The organism is Capsulimonas corticalis, assembly GCF_003574315.2.
In the GTDB taxonomy this organism is placed as follows: domain Bacteria; phylum Armatimonadota; class Armatimonadia; order Armatimonadales; family Capsulimonadaceae; genus Capsulimonas; species Capsulimonas corticalis.
This window is the reverse complement of sequence record NZ_AP025739.1, coordinates 6,133,302-6,157,464: the sequence shown is the minus strand read 5'-3', so window position 1 is coordinate 6,157,464 and position 24,163 is coordinate 6,133,302. Positions and strand designations below refer to the sequence as shown.

At 59.2% G+C, this 24,163-nt stretch carries 27 protein-coding genes; 10 read left to right on the top strand and 17 right to left on the bottom strand.

Translation table 11 applies throughout. From position 1 onward, the window contains the following. Positions 1-21 precede the first annotated feature (21 nt). The 5 genes from D5261_RS26405 to D5261_RS26385 form a co-directional block, all read right to left on the bottom strand. Positions 22-771 carry an SDR family NAD(P)-dependent oxidoreductase gene (locus tag D5261_RS26405; protein ID WP_119319159.1) on the bottom strand — a complete coding sequence of 250 codons (750 nt, stop codon included), beginning with the start codon at positions 769-771 and terminating at the stop codon, positions 22-24. A gap of 94 nt (positions 772-865) precedes the next feature. Beyond that, positions 866-1,201 (bottom strand): ArsR/SmtB family transcription factor, encoded by a 336-nt coding sequence (locus D5261_RS26400; protein WP_119319160.1) that lies wholly within the window; start codon positions 1,199-1,201, stop codon positions 866-868. 69 nt (positions 1,202-1,270) lie between these two features. Beyond that, a complete protein-coding gene (locus D5261_RS26395) occupies positions 1,271-1,720 on the bottom strand; it encodes a DUF309 domain-containing protein (RefSeq protein WP_119319161.1) in 450 nt (149 codons plus the stop codon). A 5-nt stretch (positions 1,721-1,725) separates the two neighbouring features. Continuing rightward, positions 1,726-3,162: a phosphoglucomutase/phosphomannomutase family protein gene (locus D5261_RS26390; RefSeq protein WP_119319162.1), complete on the bottom strand. Its 1,437-nt coding sequence runs from the start codon at positions 3,160-3,162 to the stop codon at positions 1,726-1,728. Positions 3,163-3,293: 131 nt separating this feature from the next. Beyond that, positions 3,294-3,575, bottom strand: coding sequence for a hypothetical protein (locus D5261_RS26385; protein ID WP_119319163.1), 282 nt, complete (start codon positions 3,573-3,575; stop codon positions 3,294-3,296). Between the two features lie 122 nt (positions 3,576-3,697). Here D5261_RS26385 and D5261_RS26380 point away from each other — a divergent pair, with 122 nt between their 5' ends. The 8 genes from D5261_RS26380 to D5261_RS26345 all read left to right on the top strand — a co-directional run bounded on the left by D5261_RS26380 (position 3,698) and on the right by D5261_RS26345 (position 9,290). Continuing rightward, positions 3,698-4,915, top strand: a complete 1,218-nt coding sequence (locus tag D5261_RS26380; RefSeq protein WP_119319164.1) for an anti-sigma factor family protein — start codon at positions 3,698-3,700, stop codon at positions 4,913-4,915. Positions 4,916-5,112: 197 nt separating this feature from the next. Further along, a complete protein-coding gene (locus tag D5261_RS26375; protein WP_119319165.1) occupies positions 5,113-5,925 on the top strand; it encodes a 6-carboxytetrahydropterin synthase in 813 nt (270 codons plus the stop codon). Between the two features lie 14 nt (positions 5,926-5,939). Next, positions 5,940-6,608, top strand: coding sequence for a GTP cyclohydrolase I FolE (gene folE / locus D5261_RS26370; RefSeq protein ID WP_119319166.1), 669 nt, complete (start codon positions 5,940-5,942; stop codon positions 6,606-6,608). Between the two features lie 144 nt (positions 6,609-6,752). Continuing rightward, on the top strand, positions 6,753-7,208 hold the full coding sequence (locus D5261_RS26365) for an SRPBCC family protein (RefSeq protein ID WP_119319167.1): 456 nt from the start codon (positions 6,753-6,755) through the stop codon (positions 7,206-7,208). Beyond that, a complete protein-coding gene (locus tag D5261_RS26360; RefSeq protein ID WP_119319168.1) occupies positions 7,189-7,533 on the top strand; it encodes an ArsR/SmtB family transcription factor in 345 nt (114 codons plus the stop codon). Before D5261_RS26365 ends, D5261_RS26360 begins: the two co-directional genes overlap by 20 nt. Before the next feature lie 157 nt (positions 7,534-7,690). Then, positions 7,691-8,143, top strand: coding sequence for a hypothetical protein (locus tag D5261_RS26355; protein WP_119319169.1), 453 nt, complete (start codon positions 7,691-7,693; stop codon positions 8,141-8,143). A gap of 140 nt (positions 8,144-8,283) precedes the next feature. Further along, positions 8,284-8,748: an SRPBCC family protein gene (locus tag D5261_RS26350; RefSeq protein WP_119319170.1), complete on the top strand. Its 465-nt coding sequence runs from the start codon at positions 8,284-8,286 to the stop codon at positions 8,746-8,748. A 38-nt stretch (positions 8,749-8,786) separates the two neighbouring features. Continuing rightward, positions 8,787-9,290, top strand: coding sequence for a DinB family protein (locus tag D5261_RS26345; RefSeq protein WP_119319171.1), 504 nt, complete (start codon positions 8,787-8,789; stop codon positions 9,288-9,290). A gap of 105 nt (positions 9,291-9,395) precedes the next feature. On the opposite strand, the gene D5261_RS26340 is transcribed toward D5261_RS26345, so the two are convergent. Both D5261_RS26340 and D5261_RS26335 read right to left on the bottom strand, forming a co-directional pair. Next, a complete protein-coding gene (locus D5261_RS26340) occupies positions 9,396-11,237 on the bottom strand; it encodes an amylo-alpha-1,6-glucosidase (RefSeq protein WP_119319172.1) in 1,842 nt (613 codons plus the stop codon). Between the two features lie 124 nt (positions 11,238-11,361). Next, on the bottom strand, positions 11,362-11,505 hold the full coding sequence (locus D5261_RS26335; protein WP_165863877.1) for a hypothetical protein: 144 nt from the start codon (positions 11,503-11,505) through the stop codon (positions 11,362-11,364). Positions 11,506-11,842: 337 nt separating this feature from the next. Between D5261_RS26335 and D5261_RS26330 the strand changes: the two genes are divergently transcribed. Next, a complete protein-coding gene (locus D5261_RS26330; protein ID WP_125205765.1) occupies positions 11,843-12,826 on the top strand; it encodes a glycoside hydrolase family 43 protein in 984 nt (327 codons plus the stop codon). Between the two features lie 97 nt (positions 12,827-12,923). Here D5261_RS26330 and D5261_RS26325 read toward each other — a convergent pair whose 3' ends face one another. The 10 genes from D5261_RS26325 to D5261_RS26280 all read right to left on the bottom strand — a co-directional run bounded on the left by D5261_RS26325 (position 12,924) and on the right by D5261_RS26280 (position 23,341). Beyond that, positions 12,924-14,126, bottom strand: coding sequence for a TlpA family protein disulfide reductase (locus D5261_RS26325; RefSeq protein ID WP_165863878.1), 1,203 nt, complete (start codon positions 14,124-14,126; stop codon positions 12,924-12,926). A 38-nt stretch (positions 14,127-14,164) separates the two neighbouring features. Continuing rightward, the gene (locus D5261_RS26320) at positions 14,165-15,349 is read right to left on the bottom strand and encodes a glycine C-acetyltransferase (RefSeq protein ID WP_119319175.1); all 1,185 of its coding nucleotides are present in this window, start codon (positions 15,347-15,349) and stop codon (positions 14,165-14,167) included. 11 nt (positions 15,350-15,360) lie between these two features. Then, complete coding sequence (gene tdh, locus D5261_RS26315) at positions 15,361-16,392, bottom strand: L-threonine 3-dehydrogenase (RefSeq protein ID WP_119319176.1); 1,032 nt, start codon at positions 16,390-16,392, stop codon at positions 15,361-15,363. A gap of 159 nt (positions 16,393-16,551) precedes the next feature. After that, positions 16,552-17,739: an ankyrin repeat domain-containing protein gene (locus D5261_RS26310; RefSeq protein WP_119319177.1), complete on the bottom strand. Its 1,188-nt coding sequence runs from the start codon at positions 17,737-17,739 to the stop codon at positions 16,552-16,554. Between the two features lie 87 nt (positions 17,740-17,826). Continuing rightward, positions 17,827-19,053, bottom strand: coding sequence for a caspase family protein (locus tag D5261_RS26305; RefSeq protein ID WP_119319178.1), 1,227 nt, complete (start codon positions 19,051-19,053; stop codon positions 17,827-17,829). Positions 19,054-19,082: 29 nt separating this feature from the next. Then, positions 19,083-19,958 (bottom strand): phosphatidate cytidylyltransferase, encoded by an 876-nt coding sequence (locus tag D5261_RS26300; RefSeq protein ID WP_119319179.1) that lies wholly within the window; start codon positions 19,956-19,958, stop codon positions 19,083-19,085. A 16-nt stretch (positions 19,959-19,974) separates the two neighbouring features. Beyond that, positions 19,975-20,718: a molybdenum cofactor guanylyltransferase gene (gene mobA / locus D5261_RS26295; RefSeq protein ID WP_119319180.1), complete on the bottom strand. Its 744-nt coding sequence runs from the start codon at positions 20,716-20,718 to the stop codon at positions 19,975-19,977. A gap of 19 nt (positions 20,719-20,737) precedes the next feature. Beyond that, positions 20,738-21,661, bottom strand: coding sequence for a diacylglycerol/lipid kinase family protein (locus D5261_RS26290; protein ID WP_119319181.1), 924 nt, complete (start codon positions 21,659-21,661; stop codon positions 20,738-20,740). Between the two features lie 577 nt (positions 21,662-22,238). Further along, positions 22,239-22,595, bottom strand: a complete 357-nt coding sequence (locus D5261_RS26285) for a hypothetical protein (protein WP_119319183.1) — start codon at positions 22,593-22,595, stop codon at positions 22,239-22,241. Positions 22,596-22,729: 134 nt separating this feature from the next. Then, positions 22,730-23,341 (bottom strand): superoxide dismutase, encoded by a 612-nt coding sequence (locus tag D5261_RS26280; RefSeq protein WP_119319184.1) that lies wholly within the window; start codon positions 23,339-23,341, stop codon positions 22,730-22,732. A gap of 262 nt (positions 23,342-23,603) precedes the next feature. Here D5261_RS26280 and D5261_RS26275 point away from each other — a divergent pair, with 262 nt between their 5' ends. Beyond that, positions 23,604-24,002: a globin domain-containing protein gene (locus D5261_RS26275; protein ID WP_119319185.1), complete on the top strand. Its 399-nt coding sequence runs from the start codon at positions 23,604-23,606 to the stop codon at positions 24,000-24,002. Positions 24,003-24,163 lie beyond the last annotated feature (161 nt).

The window sequence follows — 24,163 nt, the reverse complement described above, 5'->3', positions numbered from 1 at the left end:
CGGCGGAGGGGCGTTTGAGTTTTATTTCATGCCGCCGCCGGCCAGGAGGATTTCTCCGGTCAGCCATCCGGAAGCGTCGGAGGCGAGGAAGACGGCGATGGGGGCGATGTCTTCTGGCTGGCCCATTCGTCCCAGTGGGGTCTGAGCCACCATTTGCTTCTCGAATTCGCTGCCGATGACGCCGGCGGTGTGCGTGCCTTCCGTCTCTACGCCGCCCGGGTTAATGGAGTTGACGCGAATTTTCTTGGGGGCGAGTTCTTTGGAAAGCACGCCGGTGATGGCGTCCACGGCGCCCTTGGTCGCGGTGTAGACGACCGTGTTCGGTGGGCTGATCCGGCTGGCGACCGAGCCGATGTTGATGACGCTGCCGCCGGCGGGGCTAAAGTATTTCTCCGCTTCCTGGGTCGCAAGGATCAGTCCAAGGACGTTCGTGTTGAACTCTCGGTGGAACTCGTCTTCCGTGACTGCTTCGAGCGGGGCAAACTGATAAATGCCCGCGTTATTCACCAGTACGTCCAATCCGCCAAAGGCGTCTTTCGTTGCTTTGAACAGTTGTTTGACATCGGCGGCCTTTGAGACATCGCCCTGAACCGCGATCGCCTTGCCGCCCGCGCCGACGATCTCTGAGACGACGCGATCCGCGCCTTCCCGACTGGACGAGTAATTCACGACGACCGCCGCGCCCGCAGCCGCCAATCCCTTCGCGATCCCCGCGCCGATGCCCTTGGACGCTCCCGTCACGACCGCCACTTTACCTGTCAAATCACTCATTGGAAATCTCCTGTTCGATATCGTTAGACACTTTCACATGCATCTAACTGTTGCCCGCAACGATGAGTTCCCAGGGCGGCAAAATATTATTTGACTAAATTTTTGAGAGGCGATCGAGGTAGGCGCGCAGGACATCGCGCTGGAGAATGAGGTTGGCGAATTTGCCTTCGCGGACGATCTGGATGAGACCGGCCGTTTCCAGCTCCTTCATGTGATGCGAAAGGGTCGGAGCGCTGATCTTGTGCGAGAGCTGAATGACGCTGCATGGGGTAGGATCGCTGCAGGCGCCGAGCTCCTGAAGGATTTGTATACGTCGCGGCTCGGCCAGCGCACGGGCGATCCGCTCAAACTGCCGGTCGGTGATTTCAATCGTCTGGTCGGTGGTGTCGGGTCCCTGATCCTCGCCCTGGCTCTCATCGGCGGTCGTCATTGTATTTCATTGCTCCCCGTAACTATTATACCCAGAGGCAGGATGATGTGCTGGAGGCGCCTTCCCGAGCTAACGGATCGTATAATGGACCAGCGGAAGCAGCGTCAAATCGGCGTCGCCGACGCGGGACTCTCCCAAATCTCGTAAATGCGCTTGCAGGCGGTCGGACGCTTCTAGAAAATCGAGCCACTCCACGCCGTAGATCCTATGACCATCTTCCCGGATATCTTGTACTCCCGTCGCCTCCAGCCGCCGTGCGCCAGCGTCGAGTTTGTTCACGGCGCCGCGCCAGTTTTGGCGCTCCAGTAAGTGGAAGCAGCCGACGGCGATTTGCAGCACGCCCTGATAGAGCTGCCGCACGGAGCCTTTGTCGGCCAGCCAGAGAGCTTCGAGGGTTTCGTGGCACTGATAGTACTGGCGGGTGTTGATCTCTTCGAGGCCGGTGTAGAAACTTGCGGGAAGATGCTCCGGCCAGTCGGCTGGCCGGAGCGGGGTGGGGCGAGGCTCGGAGGCGTCCATGAGCGTCAGGCGTTCTCGACGATTTGGACGCCGCCTTCGATCAGGCGAGCGACATTTTCCTGGGAGGACGATTCCGAGTAGACGCGGACGACCGGCTCGGTGCCGGAGGCGCGCAGGAGAAGCCAGGAGCCGTCGGCGAAGTCGAACTTGGTTCCGTCGGTGCGATCGATCGACGCGACCTGCTGGCCGGCAATTTCCGTGGGGTTGTCTTCTTTCAGCGTGCGAATGATCGCGGGCATGCGCGCCGGGTTGGGATGCAGGTCCACGCGGTTGTATTCGTGCGGGCCGAACTCAGCCATCAGCTCATCGATCTGTTCTTCGAGGCGCTGATGGCGCACGGCCATCGATTCGAGCAGGATCAAGGACATCAAGGGACCGTCGCGCTCGGGAATATGTCCCAGAACGCCGATGCCGCCGGACTCTTCGCCGCCGATCAGGACTTGCTCCTTCAGCATCCACTCGCAGATATTCTTGAAGCCGATTGGGACGACGCGCAGCTCCAGGCCGTATTTCGCGCACAGTTTATCGATCAGACGGGTAGTGGAGACGGTTTTGACCACGCTTCCGCGCAGACCCTTATTCTCATAAAGATGGCGCAGGGCAATGGCGAAGATACGGTGGCTATCGACGAAGTTCCCGTGCGAGTCCATGGCGCCGACGCGGTCCGCATCGCCGTCTATTGCGACGCCCACATCCGCCTTCGCGGCCAGCACCGCGTCGCGCAGCGCTCCGAGGTTTTGCGGGATCGGCTCCGGATTCACGCCGCCGAACACCGGGTTGCGGTCGCCTCGGATTTCGGTGATCTGAGCATTGGTCTGCTGAAGGATGCTCGGAAGATATCCGGCTCCGCTTCCGTGCATGGAGTCGACGACGATTTTGTATCCCGAAGCGCCAATGGCGTCCAGATCCACGACTTTTCTCAGGCCATCGAAGTAAGCGGGCCGCAGATCGGTCTTATGCACTAGATCCATGGCGCTCGCGGGGACATCCACGGCGTACACGCCGGCGTCCAGCAGCGCGCTGAGTTCCTGCTCGATCTGGGTGACCATGCTCGGCAGCGCGGATCCGCCGTAGCCCATCTTGATCTTGAGACCGTTGAATTGGGGCGGGTTGTGCGAGGCCGTGATCATGATCGCGCCGCGCGCGTCGCCGGCGTAGCTGTTATAGGAAACGGCGGGGGAGGAGCAGGCGGCGCTGGACAGGATGGTGCGCAGGCCGGACGCCGCCGCGACCTTGGCGGCTTCCGCGGCGAAGTACTCAGATTGGGAGCGGTTGTCGTAGCCGACATAGATCGTGGGAGCGCCCGGCGTATCGGCGCGCTTCAGGAAGTTGACTACGGCCTGAGCGACGAGCCGGACGCTCGCGCCGGTAAAGTCCTCGGCAATAATACCGCGCCAGCCGTCCGTGCCAAACGTAATTTCGGGGCGCTTTAGCTCCGGCATAGAAACGAAATTCTCCTTGCGGGGGGATCGCCGCGCGCTTCGGGGAAGGGCGGCGATCGATTGGGAAGTGCAGTCGGCCAGATGATGGCGTAACGACATCCCTGCAAATTGAATGCCATTTCGCTGCGCCGCTAGAACGTCTTGTCGTTCTGCTCCGGTTTTTGCAGGGTGGGCGCGCCGGAATGATGGCGCTGGGTCGGCTCCGTGCCGCCAAGCCCCACGATGCTGATGACGAAGAGGGCGACGAGCAGCACCGCCACCACGGCGACGATGATCGCGGCCTTGATCTGGTGTGGCTGAATACCTTGCGGCGTGACTTCCGCGACCGGTTCGATGTCCGTGGGGGCTCCGGCGCCCGCGCTATTAAATTTAATTCCTCCACCGAGGAATGAATCGTCTTTGTTGTCTGGCATGATGCCCTTTCAATTGGCGGAATCTCCAGAGAAATCCTGCCGAGAAATCATGAAACATTTTCATAAACGCGCTGTCTAGCCCATATGAGAAACACCGCGCAAGCGAAAGGCCTAGCGACGAGATGAATTTTTCCGCCTGGTTTTCCCAAGTAACCCATCGAAAGCCTGTCGATCCCGGCTCTGGATGTCACGACATTCAGCCGCTGCTCTCGCTGTATTCCGACAAAATGACCGCTCCCGCGGAATCCGCCCGCGTGGAAGCGCACTTGTTGGAGTGCGAAGATTGCCGCAAAGCTCTGGCCTGGATGCAGGCGACGAACGCGGTGCTTGCGCACCGCGAACCCGCCCTCCCGCCCCCGGATATGAGCCTGCGGATTCGCAGCGCCATCGCCGACCTGGAGACGGGCAAGCAGGCGCGGCCCGCGCGCACGCCGCTTGTCTACCGCCCGGCCTTCGCCGCCGCATTCACGATCTTGATCGGCGCGATGGTCGTGGCGCAAATCACGCTCCACCCATCCGGCAATCGTCCGGTGGCCGTGAAGGACGGGCCGAAAGTCGCCTCTCAGCCGCTTGAGACGACGCCGAACGTCACCCCATCGGCGTCAGTGAAGCCGAACCCGACGCCCACTGTCATCGTTCCTCCGAAAAAGAACGCGAATGTCGCCACTCGCCTTCCGTCCGATGTCCCGCATGAGGGAGCCGTTGGAAATGGCGCGCGTCCTGAGGCTGGCGATAACGCCAAGCATTCCAATATGGTGACGCCTCTGACATCGAAGCAGCTCCTCGCAGCGCTGCCCGAAGTCCACATCCATTCCAAGGCGCCGAAGGCGTTCGTCATTCCCACGGGGGGTAATACGCACGTCGCGCAGGCGCCGCACAATCCGCTGCATAAGCCGCCGTCTGCGGTGAACAAGCATCCGGACGATACGCAGATCGCCAATCGAGACACGCCGTCGCATGACACGACCGCCGCGCCAATAAACGACGCGCCCACGCCGCCCGCTCCGATTGCGCCGACTCCTGACGATACGACTCGGGTCGCGAGCGCGTCATCACATGCCAACGACATTCTCTCTGGAGTTCGCTCCAAAGTGGATTACATGCACACTGTCGCCTTTGCGCTGCCTTCCAGCGCCCGGTCCGTGCATTTGACGCGCCCTAACAATCAGATGGGAACGGTGGATCCATCGCGTCAGGCAGGAACGATTGATCCATCGCGTGGATCCGCGAGCGAAACAGCGACAATTGTTCACGACCCCGGCCCTGGAGCTTCTTCGCAGCGTCCGGCCCATGCCATGGAGGCTTACACTCCGTTCTATATGCGTAGCGGAAACGATTGATCGACACCGCCTCTGCTGGATGAAACTTCCCGCACATCGAAATGATAACGACGTGGCTGATATCAGCCGCGTCGTTTGTCGTTTTTGAGTCAAGGGGAATATGATGTTGGGAACTATTTCCTATGACTGCCCTGTTTACCTGGTGAGACAGGCATTTTGTTTGCGGCTTAGCTCTCTCGATTGAAGGTATATTCGCTATGACCATTGCGCTCTGTCGCCGCGCGCGGTTTTCGGCGGGAGATACGGGAAGCCTGACCGGCCGGGCCGGAGGTCACGATTATTCGTGCGAGCTGGCCGTGGCCGGCGAGATCGATCCCGATTCGGGGATGGTGGTCAATATCCGTGATATCGACGCCGTCATGAAGGCGGAGATTGTTTCGTGGCTGGACGGCAAAATTCTCGATCACGATGTTCCCGCGCTGCGGGATACTCCCGCGACGCCCGAAAATCTGACGCGATTCATTTGGGAGCGCTGCACCGGGAAAATCCCGCCGCAGGGACGACTGGTGCGCGTGACCCTCTGGGAATCCGATGAGCGATGGGCGATGCTGTCGTCCGTATCGAGGAGAAAGGACGAACCATTGCTGACCGCGACACGCATGTATGATTTTTCCGCTTCGCACCGCCTGCACTCCCAGAAGCTCTCCGAGGAAGAGAACGCCGAGATCTTCGGCAAGTGCAACTGGGAAAACGGGCATGGGCACAATTACGAGATCGAGGTGACGCTGTCCGGCGAGCCAGACTCCCGTACGGGCGAGATCGCGCCGATGGCGCTGCTCGACCAAATCGTCGAAGAGGAGGTGCTGCGGCCGTTCGATCACAAGCATCTCAATTACGACGTTCCTGAGTTTTCCGGCCTCAATCCGACATCCGAGAACGTCACCAAAGTGATTTGGGAGAAATTGGCGAATCGCCTTGCGAACGCGCCGCTCGGTCCGGCCAGACTGTACCGGGTGCTCGTCCGTGAAACGCCGCGCAACGTATTTAAGTATTACGGCGAAGAGCCTTAGAAGAAGAGTGAATCATGTCATTTTTACCCACGACCGATGAGGAGAACATCGAGGATTTGGAAATTCGACCTTCACGCGATCAGCGCCCCACAGGCGGCGGCTCGAAGAAAAATGTCAGCCAGGAAGAACTGGAAGACAAATATCGCGATATCCTGACCTTCGTCGGCGAAGATCCGGATCGCGAGGGACTGCTGCGCACGCCGCACCGCGTCGCCGAAGCGCTCAAGTTTTTGACCAGCGGCTACAAGCAGGATGTGGAGACGCTGCTGAACGGCGCGATCTTCCATGAAGATTACGACGACATGGTGGTCGTGAAGGATATCGAGTTCTACTCGATGTGCGAACACCACATGCTGCCGTTCTACGGCAAGGTCCACGTCGCGTATATTCCCGACGGCAAGATCGTGGGCCTGAGCAAAATTCCGCGCCTCGTCGATATGTTCTCGCGCCGCCTGCAAGTTCAGGAGCGCCTGACCACTGAGATCGCCGAAGCCATCGAGACCGCCCTCAGCCCGCGCGGCGTCGCCGTCGTGATCGAAGGCGCGCATATGTGCATGCTCATGCGCGGCGTTCAAAAGCAAGCGTCCACCATGGTCACTTCGCACGTCATGGGCCTCTTCCGCGACGACCGCGCCACGCGCCAGGAATTCATGGCGCTGGTGAAGGGCAACTCCAGAGCGTAGAGTGAGGGTATCGCCGGCGCCTGCGGACTTCCGCAGGCGCATTCTTACGTCGCATCAGGGCGGTCCGTGGGTTGCGTTTTCCATCACGATATGCTAATATGCAATTATCAAGTTGCGTTTTTGTGAAAGGCGGAGTGAAATTCCATGTCCCAGGACCGTATCGAGAAGCAGATTGAAGTGAAAGCGCCCATCGCGCGCGTGTGGCGCGCGCTGACGGATTACCAGGAGTTTGGCGAGTGGTTTCGCGTGAAGGTGGACGGCCCCTTTGTGTCCGGGCAGATATCGACCGGGCATATGACTTATCCGGGCTTTGAGCACGTCCGCTGGAACGTCGTAATCAAGGAGATGGAGCCCGAGCGCCTCTTCTCCTACACCTGGCACCCCGGCGCTATCGATCCCGCCATCGATTACTCCGTGGAGACGCCCACGCTCGTCGAATTTCTGCTGGAGGAGACCGAAACCGGCACGCTTCTTCGGCTGATCGAGTCCGGTTTTGAGAATATTCCTAGCGGCCGTCGTCTGGAGGCGTTCCGCATGGACGAAGGCGGCTGGACATCCCAGCTGGAGAATATCGAGAACTATGTTACAAAATCACCATAACACCGGCGTCAACCCCGCGAACCGCGCCGCCATCTTCGCCGCGCTGGGCGATGAAACGCGTCTGGCGCTGGTGGCGAAGCTCTGTGTCGGTCAGCCCTATTCGATCTCACGACTGACCGAGGGCTCCCATATCACCCGGCAGGCCGTCACCAAGCACCTGCGCGTTCTGGAAAGCGCCGGGATCGTGCATGGCGTTCGGGCGGGCCGGGAGACGCTATTCAAGTTCAATCCGGAGCCAATGGTGGAGGTAAAAGAATATCTCGATCAGGTGGCGCGGCAGTGGGATCAGGCGCTCTTCCGGCTGAAGTCTTTTGTCGAAGACTGATGGTTGGGACGTGAATGATAACGCGCGAAAGGCGTCTGCTGGCTCCAGCAGACGCCTTTTGAATGTCCGCGCTCTCACTTGAAGCGGGATGTTAGGTAGAATGTCTCCAGAAGAGATTTCTTCCATCTTGTCGCCTCTCATTTTCGGAAAGTAAGCTATGGACTCAGAAACCAAGACCGTATTCCAATTCCTGCACGCTTATTCGCAAGCCCGCGCGGAGCTGCGCGGATTGCTGAGTTGGCTGCTCAAGCGCCCGAGCGTCAAAGAGGCGCGCCTCTATGATTCACCGCCCCGAAGCTTCGAGCGAAAGTCGCGCGATGGGGACCGGCAGCACTCTCTCGTCATCTTCAGCGCCTCAGTGTCCGCGAACTTTACGGACGGCTCCGACGCGGAATGGCGCTTCGAGGTGGAATGCGACGGCGCGGATTGGACGGTCGAGCACTCTGTGTCCCGGCGCGGCCCCGACGAAGAGCTGATGACAACGGTTGTCGATTTTGAAGAGTGGACGTCCGAATCCCTCGACGAACTGATCGCGCATTTGCCCCAGGTCGTGGACGATCTGCGCGCGAGCGTGGAAACGCCGGGCGTGCTGCCGTCGCTCATTGCATAATACAAAACTCGCTTCGGTTTTTACAAACAAAAAAGCAACTTTAGAGTTGCTTTTTTGTTTTGCTTCGGGGTAATATGCAATAAGAAGGTTGCTAATGAGCAGTTTGGATCGGACCTACCACAAGGAAGCGAGGAAAGCAGATGTCGAGCGATCGTATTGAGAAACAGATTGAGTTAAAAGCGCCCGTGTCCCGCGTGTGGCGCGCTCTGACGGACTATCAAGAATTTGGGGAGTGGTTTCGCGTGAAGCTGGACGGACCGTTCGAACCGGGGAAGGTTTCGACCGGTCACATCACCTATCCGGGCTACGAGCATGTCCAGTGGAACTCCGTCGTGCAGAAGATCGAGCCGGAGCGCCTCTTCTCCTTTACCTGGCGTCCCTACGCCATCGATCCCAGCGTGGACTATTCCGCCGAAACTCCCACGCTTGTCGAGTTTACTTTGGAGCCCGCCCCCAACGGCGCGCTCCTGCGCCTGACGGAATCCGGCTTCAACAACGTTCCCAGCAGTCGCCGCGAGGAAGCGTTCCGCATGAATGACGGCGGCTGGACGGAGCAGATGAAGAACATCGAGCAGCACATCGCGCAAACACCGTTATTGGTGTGAGATCATCCCATACGAAAAACCACGAGAGGAAATAAGATATGTTAGAGACCATTGCATCGCCCGCGCGGGAAGCGCTTGACGGCGCCAAGAGCGTTACATTGAGTTCCCGAGACTTGCTGCTGGCCACGTTCTCCTTTATTCCCGATGAGAAGCTGAACTGGTCGCCATCGCCGACCGCCCGCACGCCCATACAGATCGCGGCGCACTGCGCCGCCGCCAACGCCGCCTTCGCCACCCTGTTTCAGGGCAAACCCTGGCCGCTTTCATTGAACCCGGCCGAAGCCTTTGAGCAAATGCGCGTCGTTCCTGCGGGCATCAATTCGCGCGAATCGGTGGTTAAACTCCTCGAAGACACCGTCGCCGACGTGATCGCGTCACTAGAGATCGCCGGGCCGGAGGCTCTGGACACAAACCTCACGACGGCGTTCGGAGAGATGCCCTTCCGTTTCTGGATGACCATTCCCGCCGACCACATGTCCGGCCATACGCGCCAGATCGACTACCTGCAAACCATCTGGGGCGACCTCATCGACCACCGTTAAGACGATAGCACTCGCGTAGAAAAAATGAAAGACGTCTGCGATATCCGCAGACGCCTTTCATTTGTCTATGACTACGATGAGGGGAGTTGGTTTTGATTCATAGTGTCAGCGTGAAGCCCACAGTTGATGCGCAAAGATGAGATACACGCTCGAAGTCCAGGTGTAAGCAGGATCGCGCAGACCGTTTCCGGTCTGAGCATCGAAATTCTCCGATACGCCATTCTGCTGCGCCATTTTGCAGAAATCCAGACGCAGATTCTCCGCAAGGGTTTTCTGACCGATAGAGTCCATGCCTTCCGCCAACAGCATGGAGGTCGGAGCCCAGATCGGTCCGCACCAGTAGCTGTCCGCCCCGTAGTATTTGCTCGTGAGCGCTTCACTGGAGAATCCATGATCTGTTCTAAAGCGCCCTTGTCGCATAAGACCCTCAATCATCTTTTCTCGAACAGGAATCGGGAGTTTCTTGCCCAGCACGAGGGGCAAATACAGTTCGAGGCTTTCCGATTCGACGGCGGCTCCGTTGTCGGCCCGGATGGCGACGAAATGATCGGCGCGCCAAAGCTTCGTCAGCATCGTCTGCAATAGTTGATCCGACCTCTTAGCCCATGCTGCTGCTTCGCTGTCTTTGCCAAGGTCATGTGCGATCTTTGACAATGTATCCATTTGCAGAACGAGATAGGCGCTTAATTCAGGCGTCTCCATTGAAACCCCCGATTGAAAAACCGTGGAGTTATCCCATCCGGAGTCCGGCCCTGTATTGTATTTGGGAAGACCATCGTGATTCCCATCGCCATCCTGAAGGCGCCAGTTCGTCCATCGTTCGAGCGGCACGTAAACTTCAGCCAGATGCTTTCTATCGGAATATCCGCCATGCTGCATCATCCAATTCAACGCCCATCCATGGATTGGAGGCTTCGAGTATTTGGTTTCTTGAGTTGCGTCCCTGATCGTGTCGGGGAGCGCGCCGGACGGCAATTGGTTATCAAAGAGGATTATGAACTGCTGCCATGCAAAGTTCGGGTCTCTGAAACTGAGCGCCATCGCATTGAAACAATGATCCCAAGCCCAAACCCTGGCCATCCAGTTTTTGGACATGAGCATAGCCGGTCGATCGAGAAAGCCCTTCGGCGCAACAACGCTTTCCCAGTTCACATAAGCGGCCAATTCCGCTCCCGCGCCGAACTCCGGCGATACCTGGGGCATTCGATTCAACCATTTTCTATACTCCTGCTTGACAGCATTCTGCTCGGACGTAAAGCCGCCATGGACAGGGGATGGAACCGTCTTGTCGTCGTAAGTCTCAATCATCCCTTCAATCCCATTGGAGCCCGAGCTTGGCGTGAAATTTGCGGCCATAGGAGCATCCGGAGTTGCCGGGGAGATGCTAAGGCCGCCATTCAACGCCGAAAGCATATATTTCTCACTGATTCCTGAGTTGGACTCCAACTCCCAATGTCCGTTCTCACGAGCTTCGCTATGTTCCGGCCCGACCGATACAAAGCTTACGGAAACGCCATTTGCTCGAAAACGGATGCGGTTCGTTTTCGAGAAGAAGATATCAACGCCGCCGCCCTCGGCCGTCAAATGGAGGAGAGTTGGAGAAGCCAGGATGCTAAACGAAATTGGCTTCTTCTCGCGGAGGAGTTCGATTTTGAATGCGGGGTGCTCGGCGTCGCTAGGACCTCCGCGCATATTCCTGAGATAGAGTTTGGATAAGGAGCTAGACTCTTGGCTCCCTGACAGTTCCGAGAAGGCCATATACGACCCAAACCGGCTGAAGGGGATCTTTGCAATATCAAAGTGGATATCGCCGGTATAACGATACGTGGTCCTGGTCGTTTTTGCCGAACACAAAATCGGCGTCATGATTCCGACGACCGCAAGCAGCAGCGTCGCGCCGCAGGTCAGACAAGAGGTTCTCACAGCGAGGAATCTGTCAATGTGCATGGGAAGATGTGCTCTTTCACAAAATTTCAGTCTGGGGAACGCCGTTCACGGATGTTTAGACGTTCATAAAATCTGCTGGCGATGCTGAATAATCGGGGAGTACTGACTCAAATTCAACAAGGAACTAACGAAACGACATCAAAATGTCGTTATAGCCGTGCGGCAGCCGGATGCTGCGCATCGCATCGGCCCGCGCCGCAGTCGCGCCGAACAGAAGGAAAGCGCCGATTGTCGCTGGATGGAGCGACCAGTCTCGCAATTCCGGCAAACATCTTCTTTATTACCGTGTAACCGGTTTCATGAATATTATCACGAAGCCCGGGCAATGTCAAGGCTCCGGCCACTCAAATTGCGCTGAAGTATTTACAGCTTTATACGCGCGGAGAATGCGCGGGGCATCCTGAGATATTCACGTGTCCGAGAGACTGGAAAATTCACGGAACTGTCTTGACAGCGGAATATCGCTGTGATAACATTGAGACTAGCTCAAATACTTGATCATGTCATTGATGGTGGCTCTCATCGGATGGCGACGTCGGCCGATCGACCTTCTCCTTCTTATTCCCGTTGTGCCGTACGTAATATTTTACTTGAAGGATGCTTTTATGCTGCAAACCACTCCGGCGGACCCGAGCGCCTACCTGTTTGTCTATTTCAAAGACGATACACACAGCGTGTATTTCGCGCTCAGTCACGATGGCTACTCGTTCACCGACATCAACGACGCCAAGCCCGTGATGAACGGACGCGATCTGGCCGAACAGAAGGGAATCCGCGACCCGCACATCATGCGCGGACCAGATGGGGCGTTCTACATGGCCATGACTGACCTCCACATTTACGCCCAGCAGGCGGGCTTGCGCGACACCGAATGGGAGCGGCCAGGCGAACTGTACGAGTGGGGAAACAACCGTGCGCTGATTTTTATGAAGTCAACAGACCTCATCCATTGGTCACACGCCATCTTCCGTGTCGATCAGGCGTTTCCCGAAATGGCCGACATCGGGTGCGCTTGGGCGCCGGAAACGATTTATGACGAAGCTACCGGCAAGCTGATGGTCTACTTCACTATCCGTTTCGGTAATGGGCCGAACATGCTCTATTACTCATACGCAGACGACGATTTCACCAAACTGGAGACCACGCCCAGGCCGCTGTTCAAGTACCCGCGCGAGAATGTCAACGTTATCGATGCCGATATCACCAAAGTTGGCGATAAGTTTCACATGTTCTACGTTGCCCACGAAACGCCGGGCGGCCTCAGGCAGGCGGTATCGGATCAGATCAACGAAGGCTACGTCTACAACCCGGCCAAGATCGATCCGGAGAATGCGCCCTGCGAAGCTCCCAACGTCTGGCGGCGCCTTGACACGGATACCTATGTGCTGATGTACGATATCTTCGGCATCGAGCCGCACAATTTCGGATTCAGTGAGACGACCGACTTTGTCCACTTCAAGGATATTGGTCATTTCAATAACGGCGCTATGAAAGCGACTAACTTCGCCTCACCAAAACACGGCGCAATTATCCCCGTGACGGAAAGTGAGGCAAAATCCCTGGCGGCTCACTGGAGCTTCGCGTTTTAGCCGAGCCACTCACGCTTGAGGTATAGAAAATCAAAGCCCCTTTGTGAGTGTGATAAGACACGTACAAAGGGGCTCTGGCGTTTGGGAGTGCGACGGACTATTTCGCGTCCGCGCTGGCGGTTGTCTTGGGCAAGGTGATTCCGAGCTTGGTCAGTTCGTCTTCCAGGCGGTGGTCGCCGTCGCCGTAGCCGACGTTGCTTGCGGCGATCGTGCCGTCTTTGTCGATGACGTATTGCGTTGGGATGCCGGTGACGCCGTACTTGGTCGCGGCGAAGCTCTTGTCGTTGCTGTCGCTGTCGAAATAGGTGGGGAAGGCGAACGTGGTTCCCTTTTCGGTCAGCCACTTCTCGTAGGCGTCTTTTTTATCCCAGACGCAAACCGCGAGGACCTGCACGTTTTGGTCCTTGGTCGCCTTGTAGACACTGTCCAGGTGGGGCATCGACGCCTGGCAGGGGCCGCACCAGGTCGCCCACAAATCAAGCACCACGACCTTCCCTTTGAAGTCAGACAGATGGGTCGTTTTGCCGTCGGAGGTCAGCACCGTGAAGTCTGGAGCGACGGCGCCAGCGGCCAGCAGCTTCGGCTCAGAACCAAGCGTGGCGCCCACCGGCGGAATCCAGGCGACCTGCGTGGCTGGGATGGGTTTGTTGAGAACCCAGTTCGAGAAGGTCATTCGGCCGGTTTCGCGGATTTTGCCATCCGTCTCCATCATAAAGCTGTTCTTTACGGGAAGCCGCGTCGCCTTGTTGATCCAAAGCTGGCTGGTCACCACATAAAATTTGTTGGGACCGCTTTGGCGCGGCGGCTGCTTGTCCGAAACAACCGTATAGGCCTGACCGCCGACGGTTTCCGTGGAGATGGTGCGAGTGGAGCCCGCCTCCGGCTGTCCCTTTGCGGTGAGGTACTTATCCACCATCGACATCCCGCGAATCTGCGAGTGCGAGTCGCCTGCGGTTTTTGCATCGACAATCGTGAAGGTGTTTTTATTGGAGTTATACTCGCGCTCCACCTTGCCGTCGTCGATATACTGGTTCGGCTTTCCTTTGCCGGTCTTATCCTGATTGACCGTCATCAGAACCTTAACCTTGCTGGGACGCACAACTTTGACATCAAACGTAAACACGGGCGTGAGCGTGGCGTCCGCGCCCGAAACTTGCGCATAGACTTCATGCACCTGGATGGTCTTCGCCGAGAACAAAGGCGAGGCCGGGGTGTCGGCAAAAAGAGGGGAGACGGTGAACGCCGCTCCCGCCAGGCTGAGCGCCAGCACCGAGGCGGCGGTTGTTTTTGTGGATGTCATGGTGAAAATTTCCTTCGTCTGAGTCATCGGTAAACTCGTCAAATCCCCAATTCCGACTTTACTTCGCCGAATTTGGCAATCGCGAACTCCAGGTCTTCGCGGGAGTGCGCGGCGGAGACCTGCGTGCGGATGCGCGCTTTGCCCTGCGGGACGACGGGGTAAGAGAAGCCGACCACGTAGACGCCTTTGCGCAGCATGGCTTCGGAGACGCGGCCGGCGAGGGCGGCGTCGCCGAGCATGATCGGCACGATCGGGTGCTCGCCGGGGACGACGGTGTAACCCAGATCGGTGATGCCCTGGCGGAAGAACTTGGTGTTTTCTTCGAGTTTATCGCGTCGCTCTGTGGAGTGGGTGAGCATCTCCAGAACGGCGAGAGACGCCGCGGTGATCGCCGGCGCGAGGGAGTTGGAGAAGAGGTAAGGGCGCGAGCGCTGGCGCAGCAGTTCGACGATTTCGCGGCGGGCGCTGGTGTAGCCGCCGCTGGCGCCGCCCAGCGCCTTGCCGAGGGTGCCGGTGATGATGTCGATCTTATCGATGACGCCATGATGCTCGTGCGTCCCGCGTCCCGTCTTGCCCATGAAGCCGACCGCGTGGGAGTCATCCACCATCACCAGGGCGTCGTAGCGTTCGGCGAGCTCGCAGATCGCGGGAAGGTCGGCGATGATGCCGTCCATGGAGAAGACGCCGTCGGTGGCGATCAGGCGAGTGCGCGCGCCGCTCGCTTCCTTTAGCTTCGCTTCGAGGTCTTCCATGTTGTTGTTGCGGTATCGGAAGCGCTGCGCCTTGCAGAGCCGCACGCCGTCGATAATGGAAGCGTGGTTGAGCTCGTCGGAGATCACGGCGTCCTCGGCGCCGAGCAGCGTTTCGAAGAGGCCGCCGTTGGCGTCGAAACACGACGAGTAGAGGATCGTATCCTCCATCCCGAGGAAGCTGCTCAGTTCGGCTTCAAGCTGCTTGTGGACTTGCTGAGTGCCGCAAATAAAGCGCACCGAGGCCAGGCCGTAGCCCCACTTGTCCAGCGATTCGCGCGCGGCGGCGATCACCGTGGGATGCTCCGCGAGGCCGAGATAGTTGTTGGCGCACATGTTGAGCACCGGGGCATCCGACCCGACCTGGACATGAGCGTCCTGCGGCGTGCTCAGCACGCGCTCGTCTTTGTAAAGTCCCGCCTCACGGATCGCGCCGATCTCCTGCGCGATCCGATCTTTTACCGCTCCGTACATTGCGTTTCCTTTCAGACGTCGCGCCAGTTCAGAATGACTTTGCCCGACTGGCCCGAATCCATCACTTCAAATCCCTTTTCGTACTCCGTGTAGTGATATCGGTGGGTGATGACCGGCGAAATATCCAGACCGTTTTGCAGCATCACGGTCATCATGTACCAGGTCTCGTACATCTCGCGGCCATAGATGCCCTTCAGGGTCAGCATATTGAAGACGACTTTGTTCCAGTCCACATCGATGGAGCCGGAGGGAATGCCGAGGATGGCGATTTTGCCGCCGTGGCACATGTTGCCGATCATATCCTGCATGGCGGCCGGGTTGCCCGACATCTCCAGGCCGACATCGAAGCCTTCCGTCATCCCCAACTCGCGCTGGACATCCGCCAGATTTTGCTCGCGCACATTGACCGCTACCGTCGCGCCCATCTTTCGGGCGAGATCCAGACGATACTCGTTGACATCGGTGACCACCACAAAGCGCGCTCCCGCATGGCGGCAAACGGCGGCGGCCATCACGCCGATCGGGCCCGCGCCGGTGATCAGGACATCTTCGCCGAGAATGGGAAAAGAAAGAGCCGTGTGGACGGCGTTGCCGAAGGGATCGAAGATCGACGCCTGATCCAGATCGACGCCGGGACGGTGGTGCCAGACGTTGGTCATCGGCAGGGAGATATACTCCGCGAACGCGCCCTGGCGGTTGACGCCGATGCCCTGCGTGTCCTTGCAGAGATGGCGCCGGCCCGCGAGACAGTTACGGCAGCGTCCGCAGACGACATGCCCCTCGCCGCTGACAATTTCGCCGGGAAAGAAATCGTTGACATTGGAGCCGACTTCGACGATCTCGCCGACAAACTCATGCCCCGTCACCAGGGGGACGGGCACGGTCTTTCGCGCCCAGGCGTCCCAATGATAAATGTGCAGATCCGTGCCGCAGATGCCCGTGCGATCGACTTTGATCAGCACATCATTGATACCGACCTTCGGCATCGGCACATCTTCCAGCCACAGACCCCGTTCCGATTTGCTCTTGACCAATGCTTTCATAAGACGCCTCACACGATTTCCCAGGCAAGTAGAATAATCGCGTCGATTGCCGCCGACGCGAGAATACAATACCGCGTCTTATTCAATAGATGCTCAAAAATCTCTGTAGGAGGGCTTGAGAGGATGGAAAGGGGGATCGGTATATGAGATTATGATATCTTACTTCCTGATCCCGGTTTGCAATAAGCGCCGCATTTGGTCGCTGCGCGCGGCCGAGAGGGGAGTGAGGCCCTTGCTTCCCACGGAAAGCGGATCAGCTCCCCGCGCCAACAGGTACGCCGCGACAGCAGTCTTCCCGCAATTGACGGCGCGCCGAAGCGGCGTTTCGCCAAGACTGTCCCGCGCTTCGATATTCGCGGCGAATTCCACTAACGCCTTGGCAACCTCGACATTACCGCGCCTCGCCGCCATGTGCAGCGCCGTGCAGCGTTTAACCCCGTCACAGGCATCCACGCTTGCGCCGCCATGAACCAACGCTCTCACGACAGCGCCGGAACCGCCGCATTCGTTTCCTGCGCTGTGGAGCGGTGTATGACCGCGTTCGTCCTGGACGTCGGCGTCGACGCCCAGGTCTAGGAGGTGCGCAACCATCGGCAAATTCCCGGCGGCGGCCGCCGCGTGCAGCAGGGTGCGTCCGCTGTAGCGTTCGTGCGCCAGATCGGGATTCTCCCACAACGTTTGCAGCGCGTATTCCGCCATGACGTCATGGCCGCTTCCGATCAAAACTCCTACGAACTGCGTGAACACTGAGCGGCTCTGCTGGAGCCACGACGGCAGCAGCGGCCCCTCGATAAGAGCAGTCACGCGGTTTAAGTCGCCCTCGCGGACCGCCAACACAGCTTTATCTAACTCGCATTGCTGCTCCCATCGATGTCGAATCTGCGTGTGTACGTCCGAAGTTTCCGGCTGGCAAGTTGTCGCGGCCACTGCCGGGCCAGTATTGACAAGATATGCGGATGATTCCTCGAAAAGCTCCATCAACGCGCTGCGCATGGTCTGGCTCATCTCCATATCGGATAAGGTTTTGGCCATCATTTCTACCCACACTTTCCGCTCCTTCTGCCCGATCGAAAACCGAAGATGGGACTCACGGAGGCTTAACCACCATCGGCGCTGCGCGTCTTTCGAAGGGCCGCCCAGGAACTGAGCCAGGAACGCCGACATCTCCTCGATGGCGCACTTGTGAGTCTTTCCCGGAAACAGAGGGGCCAGAGTGGGATCGTTGTCGACCCGGGCATAGAACGCGGCGGAAAGCTCGCGGCATTTCGCCGAGCCGCCAATCGCCTCGTACAGGTCAACGGGGGGAAGGGCGTCAGATTCCGGCGTCCTGAAAGGTTTTCTCGCCATGACACAATTCTCCCGAACGATATCCCTCTGCGAGTGAGCTCCTGGACTTACGAAGCCGATCTTATTTTATCCCATAATTACGAGTCGTTAAGGAGTTTTGGGAGCGATCGGATTGGCGGATTCAGCCTGGAGCAAAGCGGCGTATTGGGTTTTGAGGGCCTCGTCGGGGCCGGTGGTGAGCGTGTGGGCGAGGACGATGGTTTTGGCGAGGCGGACGATGCGGATCCAGCGGGCGGTGAGCTCGTCTTCGTCTTCGGGGGCGTCGGCGTCGGGCGTGTCGGTCGTGCGCTGTTTGAAGGTGCGGTAGGCGGTCAGCAGGCGCAGCTCGCCGTGCAGGCCGAGCTGCTTGGAGAGGGCTTCGAGGGCGGCGGCCTGCGGCGGAGAGGCCCATTTGAGGACATCGGAGTAGGCGGTGTGGAAGACGATTGGTTCGGGTGTCTTGACGTAGCGGCGCACGAAGGCGTCGGATGTGGACACGGGGGTGTCGATGGACGGGTCGTGAATCAGGGCGTAGGCGAAGGCTTCGTTCATGCCGACTCGCCCGTCGCGATCGTAGTCGGCGCCGGTGACGGCGTGGCCGAGACGGTCGTGGCCGCTGAGGGCGCCGAAGAAATAGGATGTGAAGTCGTGATAGTCGGCTTCGTTGACTTCGGGTGTGCAGCCGGCGGCGGGGCGTACGGAGACGCTGGCGAAGAAACCGCAGAAATTGGGACGCAGCGAAGGGCCCTTGGTGTGGGCGCTTCGGAAGACGACATCGGCGAACGCTCCGGAAAAGCACTGCGCCATCACGAGCACCGTTGGGGAGGATGCGTCGGCGTTGTCGAGCGCGTCGGAAAGCGAGTCCACCGTGAGCACGTCGTCGGCCCACATGTCATAGGCGTTGTTGGTGTAGGTCCCGTCTTCGTCCGGACTGCCATGCCCGGTGAAGTAGAGCAGGAAGGGGCCGCCGGCGTCGGCGGAAAGGCCGCTGAAAGTCTTTTGGAAGGTTGCAAGGCGCGCCGGACCGTCGATCGATTTCAGGGTCGTGGCGCGGTAGCGCTCGTGCTGATGCTCGTCTTCGTACTGGACGTTGGCGGCGGTGAGGCTTCCGTTGGTGAACAGCACGCGTTTCTTGGTCCCGGTCGGCAGGAGACGCTGGACGTATCGCACATTGCTCTCGATCGCGACTTGGTTGTACTGCTTGTCCGGCCCGCCGCCGACGATCAGGCAGCGCAGCGGCGCCTGCGCGTGTGCAGCGATCGAGGTGAAAGCAGAGCAGAGGCCCAAAGCCGGCAGGAGAGCGGCGCGGAGCGGAAGACGCGTTCTTGAGGCCATGGTGATTTCTCGAGTGCTTGCGAATTTCTCTAATGCTTGTTGATCAGGAAGAACTGGATGTAATAGAACGCCAGCGGCGCCGAAAAGAGCAGGCTGTCGATGCGGTCCAGAACCCCCCCGTGGCCGGGAATCCAGTGCCCGAAGTCCTTGATGCTCAGCTCGCGCTTGAGCAGGGATTCGCAAAGGTCGCCGATCTGCCCGGCGAAGCCGCAGAGGACGCCCAGGATAATGGCGTGTCCCATCGGCAGATGCAGCCATAAGCTGAGGACAACGCCGCCCAGGCCCGACGCGATCAAGCCGCCGATGCTGCCCTCCACCGTTTTGGCGGGGCTGATCTCCGGCGCTAGTTTGTTGCGGCCCAGTGCCCGGCCCGCAAAGAGCGCGCCGGCGTCGGAAAGCCAGGTCGTCGCGGTCACGAACACCACCAGCCATTCGGCCGTTGTGGTGCCGTGGATCGGCGGCGTCAGGATATTGGCGTTGGTGCTGCGCAGCAGCGTGAGGTAGGAAAAGAGCCAGCCGACATAGACGGCGCCCAGCAGCGTCGATCCGACACTGATGATCGGGCGCGGCTGGCGCTTCACCATCTCCGTGATCAAGTTCGCCATCACCATCAGCATCAGGACGGCGGGAAGGTACGAGGCAAACGCCGCGCCCCCATGCGTCCAGGCCGCGTATTGAAATACGATACAGGCGAGGAATCCGAGAACTTTGTTGGGATCGGCGCCCTGAGTCCGGACGGCTCGGTAAAACTCGTCCACCCCAAGCACGGCGAAGACGGCGACGCCCGCGGCGAACGGCAGGCCGTCGCCGAGGAAGATCATGATGCTGTACAAAAGGGCGCCGACGATCCCGGTGCCGATCCGCACCAGCATGGGACGAGAGGGCTTTGCGGCTGCGTGTATCATAGCGCCGTTCTTCGTGTCACTTTCTGGTTTTGGCGTATTGATAATCTTCAACGGCGTCAATATCGAATGCGAGATCCGGCGCGCTTCCCTCAAGGACGGCGGCGCGGCATCCCAGGATCGCCTCGGCGCGCTGAACCACCGCGCCGAGCGCCAGCGATCGGGTCAAAAACCGCCACGTCAAACGCGGTCCCAAAAGCTGCGCCGATCGCCACTGACTCTTGCGCGACTCAAACGCCGTGCGGAGCAGGTCGCTGTTGTCAATCAGCGTTTTTGGGCGTGTCGCGAACAGCCCGCTGATGGTCGCCGGCGCCATGCCGCGCAGAGTGACGAACGTCGACGGCGGGGCGTCATGGTAAGCGCGATTGAACTCATCCGCATCGACCAGCCCCAGGGCGATGTCCGCGTCGGCGGGAATACGCTCGGCGAACGCCGCGACGCTCTGCGCCTGAAGAAACGGCAGGTCGGACGTGCACACCAGCGCCATCGGCGTTTTTGCCTGAGCTAAGCCGGCGAGAATGTTTTCCGGGCCGGAGGGCGCGGCGTCGATCCACCGATCCACGCCCTGGATTTTCGACTGTAAATCTGGATGCCCGACCGCGATGATGGACGCGACGGCGCCGCTGCCGCGCAGCGCATCGACGACGATCTGCATCACCGGTGTCTGGCTCCGACCGATGGGCGCCAGGGCTCGGTGGCGCGATCCGGCGGCATCCTGGTACGCGGCGTCGATCTCGCCGCCGGCGGGAATCACGGCGTCCATTAGCCCCAGACGCTCCCCGTTACGCAACGGTATTCGACTCGGCGGGAACCAGCATCGGCAGGGCGCCGCGCAGGAGGGTGATCTTTGCGGGAGTCGTCCCCAAAACTTCGCCGTCAATCAGCAGCGGCTGCGGCGGATCGGCCTCCAGCGTGATCTCCGAAGCGCGCAGTATCGTGACGGCGGGGTGGCGCACATGCGCGCCGTCAAAAACTTTCGTGAGCTGGTGCAGCAGCGTCAGCTTCGAAACGGCCCCGACCAGGCAGATATCGAACTGACCGTCATCGACCTTCGCTCCCGGCGCGATCTTCATGCCGCCGCCGGTCGTCTCGGCGTTCGCCACCGAGACAAACATCGCGCGCGTTTCGCGCTTCTCGCCGTCCGCCGTCAGCGTCAGCGCGAACGGACTGAAGCCCATCAGCGTTTTGACCGCCCCGATGACATAGGCCGGCGCGCCGGCGATCCATTTGACGCCATTGTTGACCGTTTGCGCTGTGCGCGCATCGAATCCGGTTCCCGCGATCACGAGAAAGTGGCGAGGACCGTCGAATCCCGCGCCCTCGATCACGCCGACATCGAGATGCAATATCCGCCCGTGGGTAACAGCGCGGCAGGCGACCTCCAAGTTCCCAAAGAGATTCAAGGAACGCGCCAGATCGTTGCCGGTGCCGAAAGGAATCAGTCCCAGGGTCGTCTGCGTGCCCAGGAGGCCGTTCGCGACTTCGTGCAAGGTGCCGTCGCCGCCCACAGCCACGACGATCTTCGCGCCGCCGGCGGCCGCTTCGCGCGCCATGCTTTCGGCGTCGCCGCGCGCCTTAGTGTAGAGCCAGACCCAGTCGGCCGAATCGGAGTCCAGCAGCCGGCGGATCGCTGGAACTTGCTTGCCTGCTTCCCCCCGACCGGCGGTGGGATTGACGATGACGACATTTGTTGTGGAATAAGGCATTGGCGTGATGGCGAATTATAGCATAATCGCCCGCATTAACGACCCGCTCCAGGCGCCCAGATTGCATCAATCCTCAATCTCAGACGGCGCTTTGGAAAAATAAAATCGTCCGTCTTTCAATGAGCGCAAAAAAACAGGTTAAAATACCATGAAATGGTGGAAGAATATCGATGGACGCAGCCCAAGGATGGGTTGACCCACCCTTATTCAAGTTAACACGAGCGACCACTTAAGGAGATGTAAAATGTGGCAAGGTCCTGAATTTCACGAGCAGAACGATGACCTGTATCTCGCGGGTCAGCGGGTTCACCCAGGGCGTTACAAGCAGGTCGGGGGAAATGGTAGAAGTATCGTTCTCGAGCAGGAGGACGTCCTACCGGCGAGCCTCGACGGTCGCGTCGCATGTTATCAGCGCGTCAACAATACCTGGGATCAGATTTCCCGCCCACGGCAGGGTGAGATGGCGTCCACACATTAATTTGCGGACCGTTCATTTCGGTAGTTAATAAGCGAAGGGGGAAGGAGCACGATGCTTCTTCCCCCTTTGTTCATTTCAGCGGCGATTTCTGGCGTTTGGCTAAGAAATCTGCTCGCCCAGGCCCAGTGCTTTCAGTTCATCGCGCGACTGCGCCGACTCCACCTGCGCCCGCATTTGATGTCCGACTTCCTCGGCGGTGATTTCCCGGCGCTGCATTGCTTCCTGCAAAAACGCCAGCCGGTCTGGCGCCGTCAGCAGGTCCAAGGACGAGATGTCCAGAATATCCGCGAGCGCCGCGAGCGCCGGGACCGTCTTCGAGATATCGTCTTCGGCGCGCGCCTTGAGCAGCGACTGCGCGTACTCTAATTCGCGCATCGCCTGTTCGAGCGGCGCGCTCATCATCCGATACTCGTTGACCTTTTCCGTAAGACCGGCGCTGATTTCGTTAGCGGACATCGCGATTCTCCCGAAAAACCTGGTGAATTCTAAGCGTAGTATAGCACTTGCACAGTAAGGGCGTCAATTCTCGAAACGAATATGGGGACGCGGGAAATATCCGGCGTCCCCATATTCGTTCTTACGAGAGACGATTACGCGGCGGCGTCGTAGCGAGCGCCGACGATGTCCCAGTTGACGACGTTCCAGAAGGCGGCCAGGTACTCCGGGCGGCGGTTCTGATACTTCAGGTAGTACGCATGCTCCCAGACATCGTTGCCGAGGATCGGGGTGTGACCGTCGGTGATGGGGTTGTCCTGGTTCGGGGTGCTGACAATCGCCAGCTTGCCGTCGGCGCCCTGGACAAGCCACGCCCAGCCGCTGCCGAAGCGCTTGACGCCGGCGTCGTTGAACGCGGTCTTGAAGGCGTCAAAGCTCCCGAAGGTCGCGTTGATGGCGTCGGCCAGCGCGCCGGTCGGAGCGGTCGCGCCGCCCGGGGTCAGGGTCTCCCAGAACTGGGAGTGGTTCACATGGCCGCCGCCGTTGTTGCGGACGGCCGGGCGAATGTCTTCGGGAACGGCGCCGAGGTCCTTGATCAGCTCTTCCGCCGTCTTGTCGCCAAGTTCGGGATGCTTCTCGATCGCGGCGTTCAAGTTGTTCACGTAGGCGGCGTGATGCTTGTCGTGATGGATTTCCATGGTCTGCGCATCGATATGCGGCTCAAGGGCGTTGAACGCGTAGGGCAGGGCGGGTAATACCTGGGGCATCGTTTTCCTCCAAACAATATCTGTCGTGTGCATGCTTTCAGCGAAAAGATCAACTCTGCCGCTCATCCGGCCTCGGCCAGGGAGCGGGGCGCCTGCTTCGGCGCCAAAAGCCACCGGTAATTATACCGGGAGCGCTTCTGAATTGAAACCCTAAAACGCCGGCGCACACGCCAATAACCACAAAACGCATTCCTTAAGTTCCGGATTTGCGAGAAAATTACTATCAAATCTCTCGCGCGTTTGTCGCAGGTATAATAAAACCATGGATGACCCAACAGTTGAGATCTACGAAAAGGTCGGCGGCGACGCCCCGTTTTACGCCCTCGTCGAAGCATTCTATCGCGGCATTGAGACGGAGCCTCTGATCCGCCCGATGTACCCGAAGGACATGACCGACGCCAAAAAGCACCTGGCGCTCTTTCTGATCCAGCGCTTCGGCGGCCACACCCAGTACGGCGAACAGCGCGGCCACCCCCGCCTGCGCATGCGCCACGTGCCGTTCGTGATCGGCGAAGCCGAAAAAGAAGCCTGGATGACGCACATGATGGCGGGCGTGGACGCCACGCCGGAGTTCGCGCCGTTCCGCCAGGTGATGCTGGAGTATTTCGAGAGCTCGGCGGCGTTTTTGGTGAATAAGAGCGAGGTTCCGAGCGTGGGGTAGGTAGGCCATGCGTCGTAATGCAGATGGCGCCGGCGGTTAATGCATTTTGTCAATTTAATGACGCAATTTACGCAAAAGAAAGCCGGCCTTACTACGGAATCCGCAAATATTTTACGTCATTAACTCCGCAAAATGTATAAACCGCCGGCCATTCTTATCGA